We start from the raw sequence: 18,366 nt of genomic DNA on the forward strand, positions 1-18,366 counted from the left end.
TGCTTATCACGTTAGGTTATCCAAATGAGAGTTTAATGGTGACGAGGAAAAAAAACTCTTGGATTAAGAAAGACATTAGCAAAACGTGACTGCTTGCTGCTAACTGGTTATATCATTACAATAATAATCATTTAATGGTTAAATTTTTGGGATAACAGTGGTTTTTTGTTATCATTATCCTTTTTTACTAAATTTCCAACCGTAACATCGAGTGGGCTTTTTATTTCCATTAAACTATTTTGGGCCACATGAGTATAAATCATCGTTGTTTCGGGTTTGCTATGACCTAGTAAAATTTGAATATAACGTAAATCCACACCATTTTCTAACATATGAGTAGCAAAACTATGTCTTAAAGTATGTGGTGTAACTTGCTTTTTTATATTTGCCAATTCACAAGACTTTTTCAAAAAACTACGCACTGAGCTGGCACTGTATGTGTTACCTTTTTGGCCCTCAACAAAATATATTTGTGGCCTGTAGGTGTTAATATAGTTACAGAGTAGAGGTTTTAATACTTCACTTAGCACAACGGTACGATCTTTTCTACCTTTACTTTGTTTAATAAATACTTGATTTCGGTCTAAATCTATATCACTCAAACGTAAATTTAATAATTCGCCTATTCTTAAACCACTTGAATAAATTAACCCTAAAATCGCACGGTGTTTTAGGTTTTTAGTCACCTGTAGTAAATCTATAATTTCTTCCTTTGATAATACTACGGGAAGATATTTACTTTTTTTTGGCCTTTTTATATTTTCAGATTCAAAGCCGTCAATATTGCAAAAGGCTGTAAAGTATTTAAGAGCACTTATGCATTGCCTATGACTACTTATACTATAGTTTTCATAAGCAATTACTTTTTCTAAGAATAGTTCTAATGTTCTACTATTCCATTCTTTTTTAGGCATATCCTTAGTAAAATCTATAAACCGAAGTATAAAATGTCCATAAGTAGAAATAGTGCTCTCACTTAAGCGCTTACCTTTTAAGTATCCAATACAATTTTTTAAAAGCAACCTTTTATTTGAGGATAAGCCTTTATAAATTTTTATTTGAGTACTTTTTAATATTTTTTTTGGTTTTCTTGTAGGTTTAGCGATAGGACGTTTTAATGCCGTATAATCAACGTAGTGACCTTTTTGTCTCAATAAATTAAAAATCCCTTGTCTATTTTTAGCACTATCCAGCACATAATAAACACTATGAGATTTAGACCATTTAACGCCATCATATCTCTCAATCACTGATTTTATCTCATAATTATAAGCAAATCTTATTGCTATATTTTTGGTGTTGTTATGCACTAATGGTTGTAATCTAATAATCATAATAATTGCTTTACAAAGATAATTATGAGATTTAAAACCTACCATTTTAAACTCATAGTCACTGAAAATGAAGCAATTAAGTTAGTGCAAAAAAATGACATAATAAAATTAAGAGCATTATCACATAATAGCTTCTCTTTACTATATGCAAGCAAATTTGAACAAAAACGAAACAAATTCATAAAAAAACAACCACCTTAAAATTAAGATGGTTGTTATGGTCAATGTACGTTACCTTAAGTAAACTAGCTATAATACAACTATAAATGATATGTTTTTAAATAGTAGCTTTACTCAGCGCTTTCTTCCATAGTATGATAAACGTTTTGCACGTCGTCATCCTCTTCAAGCTTTTCTAATAATTTCTCTACATCTTCAGCTTGCTCTGACGTTACCTTTTTAGTCACTTGCGGAATACGCTCAAAACCAGAAGAAATAATCTCAATATCATTCTCTTCTAAATAAGCCTGAATTTTCCCAAAACTCTCAAAAGGGGCGTAAACCATAACACTAGTATGCTCTTCTCCATTTTCATCAACATCGGTATCTTCAAAAATCTCGTCAACACCAGAGTCAATAAGTTCTAGTTCTAATTCTTCTAAATCTAAATCATCACCTTTAATCTTAAAATTACAAGTGTGATCAAACATAAACACTACCGAGCCTGAAGTTCCTAAACTTCCATCAGTTTTGTTAAAATAAGAACGTACATTAGCTACCGTTCTTGTGTTATTATCCGTAGCCGTTTCAATTAAAACAGCAATACCGTGCTGGGCATAACCTTCAAAAAGCACCTCTTTATAGTCGCCCTGACTTTTATCTGAGGCACGCTTAATAGCACGTTCTACATTGTCTTTAGGCATATTTACCGCCTTAGCATTTTGTATCACCGCTCTTAAACGCGAATTACTATCAGGATCCGGACCACCTTCTTTTACCGCCATTACAATGTCTTTACCAATACGTGTAAAGGCTTTGCTCATAGCAGACCAACGTTTCATTTTCCTTGCTTTTCTAAACTCGAAAGCTCTTCCCATTTTATAATTTATTTTAAGTTCCTATACCAATAGGCCCTTGTTAGATATCCTATTTTTACTCTAGCGCCATAACTTGAGTCCGCAGTGCTATTGTAGACCACAAATTTCAGCATAACAAATCTAAGAAAATATTGAAATTGTTTCAACACCAAGGGCATTAAAAACAAAAAAATATCCCCTTTACCACATAGCGTTCTATATTCTATGCCAATTTTTATGATCTTTTAAACTGAGAACGCCGCCTTTTACTACTGTCTTATTAAAATTTCTACCGAAAAGACTGCTGCGGAAACACAAATCTATAGCACGCTTTGCAATTAGTCTTCAACCTCTACAATCGCTTCAATGGCTTCCGCTAATTTAAAATCCTTAAGGGTAACACCGCCGGCATCATGCGTTGATAAGCTTATTTTTAAAATATTATAAGTGTTACTCCAATTCGGGTGGTGATTTTGAGCTTCACACTCAAAAGCAATGCGACTCATAGCACTAAAACAATCCTTAAAATTGTCAAATTCAAATTCTGCATGAAGCGCATCTTCATAAAAATCCCAATCAGGAAGATGAAGTAAGTTCTTTTCTATCGTTATAGCATCTAATTTCATAATAAATCTATTTTTTCTAAATGTAATAAAAATTCTATTCGGTGCCGCTAAAACCGTAGTGTTTCATCATAATTTTCGTCATAAATCAGTGTCAAAAGCAGCCCGTTTCCTTTTAGTTTTACTTCGGAAGGGAATCGCTTTAAAACTCAGCCTAAACCTATACTAAAATCTACTATTTAAAGAGGTCTTCTAAAATATCTTGACTCGTAACTTGAAGATGTTTGGGAAGCTTGTTAAACTTAGGAAGCACGGCTAAATACCGATCTTCGTTAGTGGTATATACCTGTTTAAGTCCAACTTTTTTCTTAAATAACCGTTGAAGCAGTTCCTTGGTAAAATCGTCATGATGCACCAAATCTGTACTTCCCAAATGAAAAACCCCGTATTTATTCCTGTTAATGATATAATGAACCTGTTGCGTCAAGGTCTTATCGTGCATGACATTCATAATAAGATTCGGAAAAATCTCTACAGCCTCTTTCTCTGCAATGGCACGTTTCATGGCTTCAATTCTTGGAGAAGAAGCTCCAAAAATCATCGGTAATCGCAGTATGGCCACCTGTTCCTCTGGCAGTCTTAAAAATAAATTCTCAATTTTTATTTTGAAATGCCCGTAGATACTATGACTCAAAGTTTTATCCAATTCATAACTCGGGTATTTACTATAGGCATCAAAAACATTTGCTGACGACAGAAAAATCACTTTAGTCCCAAAAGCATGAGCGTATTCTGCAATATGTTGATGGGCAATGGTCTGCGCGCTAAAATTACCCCGAAGTGCCGAAATAATAAGTGTGGGTTTACAGACTTCTAAGATTTCAAATACATCATCTTCCTCTATATTATAATGAAAAAAATGATGATTTGTAGTATACGCTTTTAATGGCGTTCTATACGTGCCAAAAGTTTTAAAATACGGGCTCAACTCCTTATAAAGGGCGTGGCCAATATAGCCACTTGCCCCAAGTATAAGTATGCGATGTTTTTGTGCTTCCGTATCTTTCTTCGTCATTAAACAACTTTAGTTCTAAGCAATCATTAACCTTTATAAAAAGGCGGCTTTACAACCGTAGCAGGAATCGCTTTTTTACGCACCTGAATAAAGATATTAGATCCTACAGCCGCAAATGCTTTTGTAACATATCCCATTCCAATACCAATGCCTAAACTAGGACTCATCGTTCCTGAAGTCACCTTACCAATAGTTTCTCCTTCCGCATCTACAATAGCATAATCATGACGTGGAATTCCACGTTCTTCCAATTTAAAGGCTACCAATTTACGGGCTACACCACGTTCTTTTTCAGCTTTAAGTGCTTCACTATTATTAAAATCTTTTGTAAACTTACAAACCCATCCTAAACCAGCTTCAATAGGAGAGGTGGTGTCGTCAATATCATTACCATATAAGCAATACCCCATTTCTAAACGTAAGGTATCTCTTGCAGCTAAACCAATTGGCTTAATCCCGAAATCGGCTCCTGCTTCTAAAACGGCATCCCAAACTTGTTTTACTTCGGAATTTTTACAGTAAATTTCAAAACCACCACTTCCGGTGTAACCTGTAGCCGAAATAATAGCATTCTCTATGCCTGCAAAATCACCAACTACAAAATTGTAAAATTTTATTGCTGATAAATCATGACTAGAAAGCGATTGCATAGCTTCTACCGCTTTAGGGCCTTGAATAGCTAATAAAGAGTAGTCTTCACTTAAATCGCGCATTTCTGCACCGACATCGTTTTTAGAGGAAATCCAATTCCAATCTTTTTCAATATTGCTGGCATTTACAACCAATAAATACGTTTCTTCTTTTAATTTATAGATAATTAAATCGTCTACAACACCATTATCATCATTAGGTAAACAGCTGTATTGTGCGTTTCCTATGGCTAATTTAGAAGCATCATTACTCGATACTTTTTGTATTAAGGCTAAGGCATTAGGACCTTCAATTAAAAACTCTCCCATATGAGACACATCAAATACACCAACGGCCTTCCTTACAGTTTCGTGTTCAATATTTACACCTTCGTATTGTACGGGCATATTATAACCTGCAAAAGGTACCATTTTTGCACCAAGTGCTTCGTGAGTAGAGGATAAGGCTGTCGCTTTCATGTTTTGATTAGTTTTTAATTTTAGAAGCACAAAACTACATAATTTTTACGATTTTAATCCTAAATTAATAGCAATGAAATATGAATCCCATAGCAAGTAATTCCTAAGCCCTTAACAAAGCACAGCCTTTAACCGTGGGCAACTTCAAACTCAACTAAAAACCAGGATAAAAGACAAAAAAGCAAAGCGAAACTCAAATCTTAACATTCTACAATCCATTGGTCTTTAACCTGCGGTTTAGAGGGCTGTATAATAGTAAGTTCTTCAGTGGTCTCATTAAACAGGACTTTAACTTTTGAAGGTTCAAAAATATGAGCATCTCTTAAATGGGTTCTTACATGTGATTCTGTAAGATGAGAACGCTTTAGATTGCGTTTTAAAAATTTCCCATGACGCATTAAAACTATAGTCTTCTGGCGCCCTCTAGCACTTAGGGGTTTCCATTCGCGAGCTCTTACAACAAGTTTATGTAAACTGTATACAATCCCTATAAGGATAAGAGAATACTGAAGCCATAGTACCTGAGGAACCACTGCAATAGCAATGATAAGACTTAAAATCATGGTCACCATAAAGCTAAAACTAATTCGTGTTTCTGGTTTAGATTGTCCACCTAAACGCGCTAACATTATTAAGGTTACATAAATACCAATCGTGCTGAGCACAATAACAAAAACATCATTCTCAAAACTTGTATTCCAAAGATCTATCATAGTCTGCTTTTTTTTAAGCCAAAGATCTCACCCCATTACCGATACGCTTAACTCATTTACCGTTTTAATTGCTTGATTACGTAATAATTTTACCACAACTTAAAAATGCACCAACACCAATGCAAATGCGTTAATCCTTTTACCAATCGGAACAGCATTTTTTATCCTATATATAGACCTTTATGCTCATTAATTCTAAAAACTTTTAAAATTATGAATAGCATGTATCAACCTCTTATAGAAACCCTTCAAACCTGTATTGTAGATTGTAGAGTCTGTAGTATAGAAATGGCCGGGAAGGAAAGTAAAAACGACTGTCCAAAGTGCTGTATAGAGTGTGTAGACGCTTGTGAAGCACTCCTAAAAATGATCACCTCAGACAGTGCTTATATAAAACAGTATGCTTTATTATGTGCTGAAATTTGTGAATACTGTGCCGATCATTGCGTAGAACATACACACGAGCATTGTAAAGCCTGCGCTAAAGCGTGTAGAGCTTGTGCGGAAGCTTGTGAAAAAATTTCTGCATAACCACAACCACTAACATTTAAAACTATACCATGGCCATTTTAGGAAACCTTATTAAAGGAGTAATTGAATTAAAAGACACCTTCTCCTCAGAGATTGTGCATAAGGATGCGCAAGAAAACGTACTGAAATCATTACTCGAAACCGCAAAAAACACGCAGTTCGGAAAACATTATGATTTTGAAAGCCTCTTAGAGCGCTCTAATGTTCAGGCGAGCTTTGCGCAGACCGTGCCTTATTTCGATTATAATAAAATTAATGATGAATGGTGGTATAAATATCATGAAAATGAATCTGACGTCACTTGGCCAGGACACCCGTCTTATTTTGCTTTAAGCTCGGGAACCACCGGAAAAACGAGTAAACGTATTCCGGTTACAGACGCTATGATTGAAGCCATACGCAAAGCCGGAATTAAACAGGTCTTTGCCTTAAAAAACTTTGACCTTCCTGCAGATTTTTTTGAAAAAGAAATTATGATGCTAGGGAGTTCTACAGATCTAGATGAAAATAATGATCACCTTGAAGGCGAAATTAGTGGTATCAGTGCTAGTCAGATTCCATCATGGTTTCGTGGCTACTACAAACCTGGCGAAGAGATTTCACAAATTGAAGATTGGGATCAACGTGTGCAACGCATTGCTGAGCGCGCCAAAGATTGGGATATCGGAGCTTTAAGTGGTATTCCGTCGTGGATAGAGCTTATGCTACAAAAAGTCATAGAATACCACAAACTTAATCATATCCATGAAATTTGGCCTAATCTCCAAGTATATACCTCTGGTGGCGTGGCCTTTGCACCCTATGAAAAAAGCTTTAAAGCCTTACTCGGAAAACCGGTTACGGTGATTGATACTTACTTGGCTTCTGAAGGCTATTTAGCCACACAAGTAAGACCTGAAACGGATGCCATGCAACTCAATACCGATAATGGTATTTATTTTGAATTTGTTCCCTTTAAACCGGAATACATTAATGAGGACGGATCCCTTAAACCGGAAGCACCAGCCTTAACCTTAGAGGAGGTAGAAACGGATCAAGATTATGTCTTACTTATTAGTACGGTGAGTGGAGCTTGGCGTTACTTAATTGGTGATACTATTGAATTTACAGATGTTGAACGTGCCGAAATAAAAATCACAGGCCGAACTAAATTTTTCCTCAACACTGTAGGCTCACAATTATCAGTAAATAAAATGGATGCGGCAATGCGCGAACTTGAAACCCAGTTTAAAACCACGTTTCCAGAATATACCATATGTGCCAAACGCGGTGACGATGGTGAGTTTTACCATTTTTGGTATTTAGGCTCCGATTTGCAAAATCCACATGAAGATAAAATTGCAGAGGCCTTAGACCAAGCCCTAAAAGAAGCGAATAAAAACTATAAAGTGGCTCGAAGCAAAGCTTTAAAAGGCGTGAAGGTTAAAGTGATTCCTGCGGAACGTTTTCACGATTGGAGCGAACGTAATAAGAAAAAAGGAGGGCAAGTAAAAATGGAACGCGTAATGAACGACACTAAATTTGCAGAGTGGGAAACTTTCATCAATGCGCAATAAAAGCTTCTCTGTTTAAATAGCATAAAGCTTACCTTGAATAACAACAATAAACTTCAAATTAAAACACATTAAAGAAACTATTCTTTAGTGCTTCGTTTTAACTTGAAGTTTTTTCAGTTATAATTACTAACGCCAGTGGTAAATTTATTCAGCAGCATTCCGAACCTCTACCAAATGCATAATTTCTTCAGGCGATAGGTAGAATTTCTTAATACGTTCCTTATAAGAAGGCGTAATGTCAGCGTGATTCAGAATAAAATCTTTTGTTTTTAGGATATAATCTTCCATACCATGATTTACAGCAAAGGCATCAGCGGCACGTTCAGCTTCAACAATATGTTTTTGCGAAAACACATATTTAAGACCAAACCACACTAAATTCAGCTTATCTCGATTTTGGTAATCCATAACGTGACCCAATTCGTGACCAATCCAACCAATAAAAATATCATCGGGAATATGTCGCGTTAAAAACTCTTTGTCAGCAATTTTAAAGGTCTCACTGATCAAAATTACGTAACGTCGGTTTTTTCGACTTTTAAAAAAGCTCCCAAAAGTAGGGCGCGCTTGCATGGTCGATTTCTTTATGTTTTTCTTAAATCGAAATTCAATAGCTGTATCCACAAGTTCAGGATAATATTCTAAAGCTTTATTAACGTTAGCGTTTATGGAATCGGGGATAATGTGCTGTGCACTCATAGATAATGGTGAAATTAAGATTAAAAGGGTTATGATATATTTCATAAGACTTCAATCTAACCTTTATTGGCAAGCTTCGTTATTAGAATTGCCACGAATATTATCTCATTTCATCTTTAAAAGCGTTTATATCGCCTATTTTAATATTGCTACAAACACAAGCGATTAATAGCTTTTATATGTAGTACTTTTGTAATCGTATTCTAATTAAAACTATAGGAGGAAAATTTTTGTCTTTTCAACGGATTCAAGAAAAACTAAAAATACTCGCAGATGCTGCGAAGTATGATGTGTCGTGTTCTTCAAGCGGAAGTAAACGTGCAAACACTAATAAAGGACTAGGAGATGCTACAGGTATGGGAATTTGTCATTCTTACACCGAAGATGGCCGCTGCGTATCCTTACTCAAAATTCTATTAACCAATCATTGTATTTTTGATTGCGCGTATTGCGTCACTCGGAAAAGTAACGATGTAAAACGTGCCGCTTTTAAGGTACAAGAGGTCGTCGATTTAACGATTAATTTTTACAGAAGAAATTATATCGAAGGGCTTTTTCTAAGTTCTGGAATTTTTAAAAGTGCCGATTATACCATGGAGCGCTTAGTCGCTGTGGCTAAAAAACTTCGGAAAGAAGAAAATTTCAATGGCTATATTCACTTAAAATCTATTCCTGGGGCTTCAGATGAATTAATGCGTGAAGCCGGACTCTATGCCGATCGGCTTAGTGTGAATATTGAAATTCCCACCGAAGCGGGATTAAAAAAATTAGCACCCGATAAGAATAGAGCCGATTTTATAAAGCCTATGGTGAAGGTGAAAAATGAAATTATTCAGTATAAAGCGGAAAAGAAAATTATAAAAAGCACCCCAAAGTTTGCACCTGCAGGGCAGAGCACCCAAATGATTATTGGTGCTAGTGGTGAAAATGATTTTCAGATTATGCAAACATCAAATTACTTCTATAACAACTACCAATTAAAACGGGTATACTATTCGGGTTATGTGCCTATTAGCTACGATGAGCGCTTGCCACAAATAGGAAGTGCCGTACCTATGCTTCGCGAAAACAGACTCTACCAAACCGATTGGCTTATGCGCTTTTATGGTTTTGATGTGAGTGAAATTCTAAATGAGCAGCATCAAAATTTAGATTTAGATGTAGATCCTAAATTGAGTTGGGCCTTACGAAATCTTCACGAATTCCCTGTGGATGTAAACTCAGCAGACCAACGTATGTTAGCAAGAATTCCCGGTTTAGGGATGAAATCCGTCTATAAGATTATCAATGCTCGTCGCTATAGACGCTTAAATTGGGAACACCTAAAAAAAATAGGAGTCGCCTTAAATAGGGCACGTTATTTTATGGTTTGTGACAGTAATCTGTTTGAGAAGCGCGATTTAACCCCAGAAAAAATAAAAGGTTTAATTCTTCAGAATTCAACAAGTAAATATCAAAACACCTTAAGCAATCAACTTAGTTTATTTGGGTAAAGGATGATGAAAAATTTAATTTACGATGGTACTTTCGATGGGTTTTTAACTGCTGTGTTTTGTGTCTTTGAGCAAGGCTTACCTTCTGCAACGCTTCAAAATGAATTTGCTCAACAACCCGGCTTGTTTTCAGATAACGAAACTATTTATACTGATGAGACCAAAGCCAATAGGGTATGGAAAGGCTTAAAACTAAAATTGAGTCCGCAAGGCAGCTACCAATTGTATGCTGCTTTTCTAAGTGAACAAGAAGGTGTAGAGGCCTTGTTATTAGACTACATCCAGTACGCCTTTGCTCAAAATAAGCGTGTAGATAAGGATTACTCACATCCTTCCATTTTAAAAATAGCACAGATAGCAAAGTCCGTAGGGCGCGAAAAACACCGCATGGAAGCCTTTGTGCGCTTTAGATTAACAAAAGATCAATTGTATTTTGCCGCTATTGAGCCCGATTTTAATGTGCTACCACTGATTGAAAAGCATTTTAAACGACGCTATGCCGATCAAAAATGGGTGATTTATGATCTGAAAAGAAAATATGGTCTGTTTTATAATTTAGATCGGGTAGAGGTGATTACTATGGACTTGCCTGAAAACTTTATCGCCACAAATACAGATGATAGTTTTTTTGCTGCTGAAGAGTTTGAATTTCAGAAATTATGGCAAGATTATTTTAAAGCCACCAATATTGCCTCACGAAAAAACATGAAGCTCCACGTCAGGCATGTGCCCAAACGGTATTGGAAATATCTCAGTGAAAAACAACCTAATTAGAGCTGAGTCGCTTTACTTGCGCTTTTGCCCAGGTTTCTATCCGTGGCCCGAAACATTCTAAAATAGCATCCACACCAATAACGCTCCCTTTGGCTAATCGACCTAAAACCGCAATAGCAAGATCGTCATCTTTATGAGGCGTTTTTACAAAACCCTCAGAAGTCGTTTCAATACCTAATGCCGAATGAATAGGTTGAATGAGATCATCCTCAAGAAGGTTTTTAATTAAAGGCGTATTGACTTTTAAGAGTTGTGGAGCGTCTAGAACACTATTAACCATAGCGGAACAGCTAATCGTCGTTTCAGCATTATTTTCCAAATTCCACCCCTTTGGAGTAAGCGTGATTTTTGGATTATTAACGTAATCTAAATTTAACACATCGGCATCGACTAAAGCTAAAACCTGCTGCATACTTTCTATTGGCGGTCCATAAGAATAACGCTTGCTACGTTCATCTAAAGCGATAACTTCTTTTATAATACTTTCATCTACCTTGGCATGCGAAAATGCTTTGTACAAGGTCGGTTGGCAATGGCGCCAAACTTGACCAATACAATAGTCTAATGACACCAAAGTATCTCCTAAAGCCATACCGGTATAAGTTTTAATCTGCTGATAGACCTCTGTTTTGTGGTCTAAAAGGAGATGATGCTTATAGTCCTCATGCTTTAACCAATGAATTACAACGGACTCTAATTCTGAACGGTTCAAATGATGCAATTGAGCCTCGTCTTTTAACTCAAGATAAACTCTTGCGCTGATTTGCGCTATAGGCCGCATTAGAAAATCGAGATGAGACACCGCTGAATCGGATTGCGAAACGGCTTCAATTTCAGTTTTAAAATGTTCTAATTCTTCGTCTGTAGGTTGGTATTTTACATCGATCGCTTCATTTAACGGTTTTGGAACTAAAGGCAAACCATCTAATGAAAACGGAACAATTTTCAACCCTTGGGCTTGGGTTTTGTAATAAACCGTTTCAAAAGTACTCGGGTCTATCACCTTAAAATTTCCGAAGTTATTTATAGTGAGATAACGCATCACATCAATCATCGCTAAACCAAAACCTCGAATCCCTACGGTAATTTCCATCTCATTTTTAAGCCTCTCCAATTGCGTAATCGGGTAGGTGGCGTCAAAAAGTTGTGGTGTATGATACTTAGCAACATGAGATGTCCAGGATTCTAATTGATTGGATAAAACTGTAGACTGATGCCCTACAGTAAGCACAAGTGCATCGCAAACCCACTGTTTATCGTTGCCAATAATGTCTAAACGTTCGCCCTTCGGCTTAAGATCTATAATTTCTTCGTTATAACTCTGAAAAGTTTTTAGATGTTCTAATGCTTTTGCAATAGACATGTAGCGCGCATTTAAATAATGTCCTATTTTTTGGCGTGGCGGAAAGGTGTCAGGCGCATAAAACCCTTGATCATAATTACACCAGTCGTGATACGATGGGAATTCAGGAATTGTACAACCGGCATAAGAGATCGCTTGGCGTCGTTCAATACCCACCAAGGCACGTTCAGTAATGTTAATCCAGTTAGAATCGGGTTGCGACATATCCCAAACCGTACCCGTTCCCGGACAATGGGTGGCATCAAAAATATGCAAACCGATTTCAAGTTGTTGTTTACTGAGCTCTAAAAGCAGTCGCTCTAAAGCATAAAGCCCTCGAGGCCCCATTCCTATGATTGCAAGTTGTTTCATACGCTTTAAAATTAACAAAAAAACCACCTCGTTAAAGGTGGTTTTCTATATATAAATTATTAAGTTTAGAATTGGTATCTAATTCCTAAAGCGATATCAAAATCTAGATCATCATTATAATCGCCAAATCCAAGCTCTGGTCTAAAATCTAAAGATAAAAGTAAAGGAAAATCAAAGCTGTATTCTAATCCAACATCACCTGCAACAAATACAAACGTATCATCGTAATCATCACCGTTGTTATTGTCGTAGCTGTAAGATCCTAAACCACCACCGGCACCTGCGTACCAGTTAAATCCACCGTCAAGATTCCAAACCCATTGGTATAAACCAGCTAATTTAAAACCGTCGTAGTTGTTTCCGCTTCTCCATCCTAAATCAGCTTCTAAACGGTTGTTTCCTCCTAAAGCACGCTGGTAAGAGATCTCAGTTCCAAATCCATCACTATCTCCTAAACGTAGACCAATAGCGTTATCAGCGATTTCTTGAGCGCTAGATGCTCCAATAAATCCAATTGTAAATAATCCTAATAAAAATAATTTCTTCATAATAGTTTTGAGTTTATATTCATAATTTTAGCATCTTGAAATATGCTAACCTTCATAAGGCCAAAATTAATTCTTAAAAGGCGCTTTAGCCATTTTTTTAAGATAAAATTATAACTCCTTTCAATCGAATATTAACGCTAATGAAAAGTAAAACCCTTCAAGCTCTCAAAAATTTACAAGCTAAATTAAAAGGAGAGCTCTCTTTCAGTACTTTAACAAAAGCCCTTTACGCTACAGATGCTTCAGTATACCGAAAGCTACCTTTAGCTGTGGCTTTACCTAAAGATGAAACGGATCTAAAATTATTAATTGAGTTTGCAAATACCCGTAACACCTCATTAATTCCACGAACGGCGGGAACCTCTTTAGCCGGGCAATGTGTAGGCGAGGGGATTGTTGTGGATGTTTCTAAATATTTTAGAAATATTATTGCGATAGATAAGGACGCCAAAACCGTAACCGTACAGCCTGGAGTAGTTAGAGATGAGCTTAATCTTTACCTAAAACCTTTCGGTTTGTTTTTTGGCCCGAATACCTCGACCTCTAATCGCTGTATGATTGGCGGTATGGTCGGGAATAACTCATCCGGAACCACATCTATTCAATATGGAGTTACTCGCGATAAAGTTCGAAGTCTAAAAACCATCTTAAGCGATGGGAGTGAAGCCGAATTTGGCAGCTTAACTAAAGCGGATTTTCAAGAGAAACTAAAATTAAACAACTTAGAAGGTCATATTTACAAAACTGTGTATGACACCTTAACGCCTGAACCTGTTCAGCAGCAAATAAAAAAGGAATTTCCAAAACCTGAAATCCACAGAAGAAACACCGGCTATGCAATAGATGCTTTAATTGATAGCGAGATATTCTCAACTTCTGACCGTCCTTTTAATATGTGTCAACTGCTTTGTGGAAGCGAAGGGACCTTGGCTTTTACCACGGAGATTACTTTACAGTTAGATCTCTTGCCTCCTGAAAAAAGCGCCATCATTGCGTTACATTTTGATAGTATTGCCAACTGTTTAAAATCTGTGGAAACCGTAATGCACCATAATCTCCATACCTGCGAGATGATGGACGCCACCATTCTTAATCTTACCAAGCACAATAAAACCCAACAAGAAAACCGGACTTTTGTTGAAGGCGATCCTGAGGCCATTCTTATGTGCGAATTAAAAGCCGAAACAGAAGCGCTTTTAACCCAAGACATCACCTTGTTTCTAAGTGCTATAAAACCTTTGAATTTAGCTTATGCCATGCCTGTTTTAACAGGTGAAGCCATAGATAAAGCCATGGAACTCCGTAAGGCTGGTTTAGGGCTTTTAGGAAATATTATTGGCGACAAAAAAGCAGTGGCCTGTATAGAAGATACAGCGGTAGCCTTAGAAGATTTAGAAATCTACATCAACGAGTTCACCGCCCTTATGGCGTCTTACAATCAAGATGCGGTGTATTATGCCCATGCTGGTGCTGGAGAATTGCATTTACGACCTATTCTCGATTTAAAACAAGCTTCTGATGTTCAGTTATTTCGAAAAATCACTACCGATGTAGCGCATTTGGTAAAAAAATACCAAGGCTCTATGTCTGGAGAACATGGTGACGGTATAGTGCGGGCAGAATTTATCCCTTTAATGATCGGTGATGAGAACTACAACCTATTAAAACGCATAAAAAGTGCTTACGACCCTGAAAACATCTTTAATCCCGGAAAAATTGTAGATGCTTATCCTATGGATGAAAATTTACGCTACACCCCAAATCGCGAAACGCCAGAGATTGAAACGCTCATGGATTTTACGGAATCTCAAGGTATTTTGCGTGCAGCAGAAAAATGCAACGGTTCTGGGGATTGTAGAAAATTACCAGACTTTGGTGGCGTGATGTGTCCGAGTTATCGGGCCACAAGGAATGAAAAAGACACCACAAGAGGACGTGCCAATGCCTTGCGCGAAGTTTTAACGAATTCTGAAAAGTCAAACCGATTTAATCACGAAGAATTAAAGGATGTTTTTGACCTCTGCTTAAGTTGTAAAGCGTGCAAAAGTGAATGCCCAAGTAGTGTGGATATCGCCACCTTAAAAGCAGAATTTCAATACCAATACCAAAAGGAAAATGGGGTGCCGTTACGAACTAAATTGTTCGCCTATAATAATCAAATGAATGCCATAGCAAGTCATGTTCCTAGACTGACTAACTTTATGTTTTCAAACAAAATAACAAGTACATTCATTAAGAAAATTGGAGGTATCGCGCCAAATCGAAGCCTGCCTTTAGTTTCAACTAAAAGTTTAAGTAAATACTACAAAGATCCTAACAAAAAGTTAGTTAATAAAAATTATATCAAAGAAGTTTTTCTTTTTAATGATGAATTTACCAATCATTTAGACACTGAAATTGGCGTCGATGCCTTAATACTTTTAAAGGCTTTAAATTATAAAGTCACGATGATTCCTCACTCAGAATCAGGTCGTGCTATGCTTTCTAAAGGCCTCGTGAAAGACGCAAAAAATAAAGCCAACACCAATGTGTCTATTTTTAAATCGCTCATCTCAGCAGACCGTCCTTTATTAGGTATAGAACCGTCAGCGCTATTAACGTTTAAGGACGAATATTTAAAACTCGCCGACGATAAAGCTGCTGCAAAATCCATTGCGGAGCACACCTTCCTTATTGAAGAATTTATACAACAGGAAATCGCTTTAGGCCATATAACGTCCGCACAATTTACCAAAGCCCCTAAAACCATAAAGTTCCATGGACACTGTCATCAAAAGGCTCTTGCCAATCAAAAATCGAGTTTTGATATTTTAAACCTTCCAGAACACTATAAAGTAACCATTATTCCTAGCGGATGTTGCGGTATGGCAGGAAGTTTCGGATACGAAAAGGAGCATTATGATATCAGTATGCAAATAGGGGAGCAAACCTTATTTCCTGCGGTTCGTAAAGCAGCAGAAACGACGTTGATTTCAGCAAACGGAACCAGTTGCAGGCACCAAATCAAGGATGGTACCGGACGTGTAGCAAAACACCCCATCACCATTTTAAGAGAAGCTTTACTTTGATTTTTTGGATTTGGGTTGCTCTACAATGGTTATGGCCGCAATAAGATCTTGGGTGTTCATTTCTTTAATGTCATCATCACCAAAAAAAGGGGAGAGCTTATCGTTGTTGTAACTGTAAATTTTCCAGCGTTTAAATTGATATTCTAAAGCCGTAAAGTTTTCAACCCAATCCCCAGAGTTTAAATAGGTGGTTTGCCCATATTTATTCTCCTTAATCAGCATTTTAGGTTGGTGAATATGGCCGCAAATCACATAATCATAGCCATTTTGTATAGCTAAATCACTGGCGACTTCCTCAAAATCATTAATATACTTTACCGCACCTTTGACGCCGTTTTTTATCTTTTTAGACAAGGAGTAGCGTTCTTTCCCTAGTTTTTCTAAGCACCAATTCACCAAGCCATTCATTACGATTAACAAATCATAACCCCAACCACCGAGTTTGGCGAGCCACTTGGCATTCTGAATAGACATGTCAAAAACATCGCCATGAAAAAACCAGGCTTTTTTTCCGTTTAAGTCTAAAACCAATTTATTAACGATAGAAATATTTCCAATTTCAGTATCGGCAAATTTGCGCAACATCTCATCATGGTTTCCGGTTATGTAAACCACATTTACACCGTTAGCTGCAAAATCCATAATTTTCTTTATGACCTTTAGATGCGACTTTGGGAAATACCGTTTTTTAAATTGCCAAATGTCTATAATATCACCATTTAAAATAAGCGTCTTGGGCGCAATGCTGTTTAAATATGTGAGAAGCTGTTTCGCTTGGCACCCAAAGGTTCCTAAATGCACGTCTGATATCACCGCTATTTCAACTTTTCGTTTTAAATTCACAATGTTTGGTTTGAGTGTATTACAAAGAACTATAATTAAGTTCGTTTTTCTAAAGGCAAGCAATTAATTAACTATCAGAGAATTGTTATCATTTTGTTACGAAAACAGGTTATTTAAAAAAAGACCTTAACATTGAAATAACACCGTAAAAAGGCGTCTTCTATTTTTGTTTCTGTCTTAGAAGATTTACATTAGCGTAAAATTTTAATTTAATGGCAGGAAATTCATTCGGAAAGCTATTCAAACTCACCACATTTGGGGAGTCTCATGGCGCAGCAATAGGTGGTGTAATAGACGGTTGTCCAGCAGGAATAGAACTTGATTTTGAAGCAATTCAGAATGAGTTAAACCGTCGTAAACCCGGACAGTCCAAAATAGTTACCCAACGTAAAGAACCCGATACGGTAGAATTTTATTCGGGAATTTTTGAAGGTGTCACTACCGGAACACCAATTGGGTTCGTAATTCATAACACCAATCAGAAATCTAAAGACTACTCGCATATTAAAGACGTTTACCGTCCGAGTCATGCCGATTATACATATGACAAGAAGTATGGGGTAAGAGATTATAGAGGAGGAGGGCGTAGCTCTGCACGTGAAACCGCTTCTAGAGTTGTCGCTGGTGCTATTGCTAAACAGTTTATAAGCACAATTGATATCAATGCTTTTACGTCTTCAGTAGGAGATATTTTTATAGATAAACCTTATCAAGATTTAGATTTTAACCTTATAGAATCTAATGTTATCCGTTGTCCAGACGAAGCGACAGCTGCTAAAATGATTTCTAAAATTGAAGCCATTAAAAAGCAAGGCGATACCATTGGTGGTACTATTACCTGTGTGATTAAAAATGTACCCGTAGGTCTTGGAGAGCCTGTTTTTGATAAATTACATGCCGAACTCGGTAAAGCGATGTTATCCATAAATGCAGTAAAAGGATTTGAATATGGAAGCGGATTTTGTGGAGCTAAAATGACCGGAAGTGATCATAATGATCTTTTTAATAACGACGGCACTACAAAAACCAATTTATCAGGTGGTATACAAGGGGGTATTAGTAACGGTATGGACATTTACTTTAGAGTGGCATTTAAGCCTGTAGCTACTGTTATACAGAAACAAGAAGCGTTAAATAGTCAAGGGGAACTTGTAGAAATGCAAGGTAAAGGTCGACACGATCCTTGTGTTGTTCCTAGAGCCGTGCCTATTGTAGAGGCTATGACAGCCTTGGTTATTGCCGATCAAATCTTGTTGCGTAGACAAGAGTCTCGTGAGTGGTAGTTAACCCCTAAACCTAATTATAATTGTGAGCAATACCATTTATGGCG

The 18,366-nt window shown here is 36.8% G+C and carries 16 protein-coding genes; 6 read left to right on the top strand and 10 right to left on the bottom strand.

The genetic code is table 11. The features are described from left to right. Positions 1–131: 131 nt before the first annotated feature. The 6 genes from xerA to ACFQ13_RS01925 form a co-directional block, all read right to left on the bottom strand. Positions 132–1,334, bottom strand: coding sequence for a site-specific tyrosine recombinase/integron integrase (gene xerA / locus ACFQ13_RS01900; RefSeq protein WP_386113442.1), 1,203 nt, complete (start codon positions 1,332–1,334; stop codon positions 132–134). A 290-nt stretch (positions 1,335–1,624) separates the two neighbouring features. Continuing rightward, entirely contained in the window at positions 1,625–2,371 is a 747-nt protein-coding gene (locus ACFQ13_RS01905; protein WP_386113444.1) for a YebC/PmpR family DNA-binding transcriptional regulator, read from the bottom strand. A 317-nt stretch (positions 2,372–2,688) separates the two neighbouring features. Then, positions 2,689–2,976: a 4a-hydroxytetrahydrobiopterin dehydratase gene (locus tag ACFQ13_RS01910; protein ID WP_114310981.1), complete on the bottom strand. Its 288-nt coding sequence runs from the start codon at positions 2,974–2,976 to the stop codon at positions 2,689–2,691. A 172-nt stretch (positions 2,977–3,148) separates the two neighbouring features. Then, positions 3,149–3,988: a sugar nucleotide-binding protein gene (locus ACFQ13_RS01915; RefSeq protein WP_386113446.1), complete on the bottom strand. Its 840-nt coding sequence runs from the start codon at positions 3,986–3,988 to the stop codon at positions 3,149–3,151. A gap of 26 nt (positions 3,989–4,014) precedes the next feature. Next, entirely contained in the window at positions 4,015–5,097 is a 1,083-nt protein-coding gene (gcvT, locus tag ACFQ13_RS01920; RefSeq protein ID WP_386113448.1) for a glycine cleavage system aminomethyltransferase GcvT, read from the bottom strand. A gap of 200 nt (positions 5,098–5,297) precedes the next feature. Further along, positions 5,298–5,810, bottom strand: a complete 513-nt coding sequence (locus ACFQ13_RS01925; protein WP_386113450.1) for a YetF domain-containing protein — start codon at positions 5,808–5,810, stop codon at positions 5,298–5,300. Between the two features lie 222 nt (positions 5,811–6,032). Here ACFQ13_RS01925 and ACFQ13_RS01930 point away from each other — a divergent pair, with 222 nt between their 5' ends. Both ACFQ13_RS01930 and ACFQ13_RS01935 read left to right on the top strand, forming a co-directional pair. After that, positions 6,033–6,341: a four-helix bundle copper-binding protein gene (locus ACFQ13_RS01930; RefSeq protein ID WP_386113452.1), complete on the top strand. Its 309-nt coding sequence runs from the start codon at positions 6,033–6,035 to the stop codon at positions 6,339–6,341. A 29-nt stretch (positions 6,342–6,370) separates the two neighbouring features. Beyond that, entirely contained in the window at positions 6,371–7,897 is a 1,527-nt protein-coding gene (locus ACFQ13_RS01935; RefSeq protein WP_386113454.1) for a GH3 family domain-containing protein, read from the top strand. A 144-nt stretch (positions 7,898–8,041) separates the two neighbouring features. Here ACFQ13_RS01935 and ACFQ13_RS01940 read toward each other — a convergent pair whose 3' ends face one another. Next, positions 8,042–8,641: a hypothetical protein gene (locus tag ACFQ13_RS01940; RefSeq protein ID WP_386113456.1), complete on the bottom strand. Its 600-nt coding sequence runs from the start codon at positions 8,639–8,641 to the stop codon at positions 8,042–8,044. A 185-nt stretch (positions 8,642–8,826) separates the two neighbouring features. Here ACFQ13_RS01940 and ACFQ13_RS01945 point away from each other — a divergent pair, with 185 nt between their 5' ends. Both ACFQ13_RS01945 and ACFQ13_RS01950 read left to right on the top strand, forming a co-directional pair. Further along, positions 8,827–10,089, top strand: coding sequence for a putative DNA modification/repair radical SAM protein (locus tag ACFQ13_RS01945; RefSeq protein WP_114310988.1), 1,263 nt, complete (start codon positions 8,827–8,829; stop codon positions 10,087–10,089). A 3-nt stretch (positions 10,090–10,092) separates the two neighbouring features. Then, positions 10,093–10,863, top strand: coding sequence for a TIGR03915 family putative DNA repair protein (locus ACFQ13_RS01950; protein ID WP_386113457.1), 771 nt, complete (start codon positions 10,093–10,095; stop codon positions 10,861–10,863). On the opposite strand, the gene ACFQ13_RS01955 is transcribed toward ACFQ13_RS01950, so the two are convergent. Both ACFQ13_RS01955 and ACFQ13_RS01960 read right to left on the bottom strand, forming a co-directional pair. After that, on the bottom strand, positions 10,856–12,577 hold the full coding sequence (locus tag ACFQ13_RS01955; protein WP_386113459.1) for an FAD/NAD(P)-binding protein: 1,722 nt from the start codon (positions 12,575–12,577) through the stop codon (positions 10,856–10,858). The two genes, ACFQ13_RS01950 and ACFQ13_RS01955, sit on opposite strands and share 8 nt — an antisense overlap. Before the next feature lie 65 nt (positions 12,578–12,642). After that, a complete protein-coding gene (locus ACFQ13_RS01960) occupies positions 12,643–13,125 on the bottom strand; it encodes a hypothetical protein (RefSeq protein WP_386113461.1) in 483 nt (160 codons plus the stop codon). Positions 13,126–13,265: 140 nt separating this feature from the next. Here ACFQ13_RS01960 and ACFQ13_RS01965 point away from each other — a divergent pair, with 140 nt between their 5' ends. Continuing rightward, positions 13,266–16,193 carry an FAD-binding and (Fe-S)-binding domain-containing protein gene (locus tag ACFQ13_RS01965; RefSeq protein ID WP_386113463.1) on the top strand — a complete coding sequence of 976 codons (2,928 nt, stop codon included), beginning with the start codon at positions 13,266–13,268 and terminating at the stop codon, positions 16,191–16,193. Here ACFQ13_RS01965 and ACFQ13_RS01970 read toward each other — a convergent pair. Beyond that, positions 16,185–17,036 carry a UDP-2,3-diacylglucosamine diphosphatase gene (locus ACFQ13_RS01970; RefSeq protein WP_386113465.1) on the bottom strand — a complete coding sequence of 284 codons (852 nt, stop codon included), beginning with the start codon at positions 17,034–17,036 and terminating at the stop codon, positions 16,185–16,187. The genes ACFQ13_RS01965 and ACFQ13_RS01970 overlap by 9 nt on opposite strands. Positions 17,037–17,248: 212 nt before the next feature. Between ACFQ13_RS01970 and aroC the strand changes: the two genes are divergently transcribed. After that, positions 17,249–18,319, top strand: coding sequence for a chorismate synthase (gene aroC, locus ACFQ13_RS01975; RefSeq protein WP_386113467.1), 1,071 nt, complete (start codon positions 17,249–17,251; stop codon positions 18,317–18,319). The last annotated feature ends 47 nt before the right edge of the window (positions 18,320–18,366 follow it).

This window comes from Winogradskyella rapida, from assembly GCF_042675845.1.
Taxonomy (GTDB): Bacteria; Bacteroidota; Bacteroidia; order Flavobacteriales; family Flavobacteriaceae; genus Winogradskyella; species Winogradskyella rapida.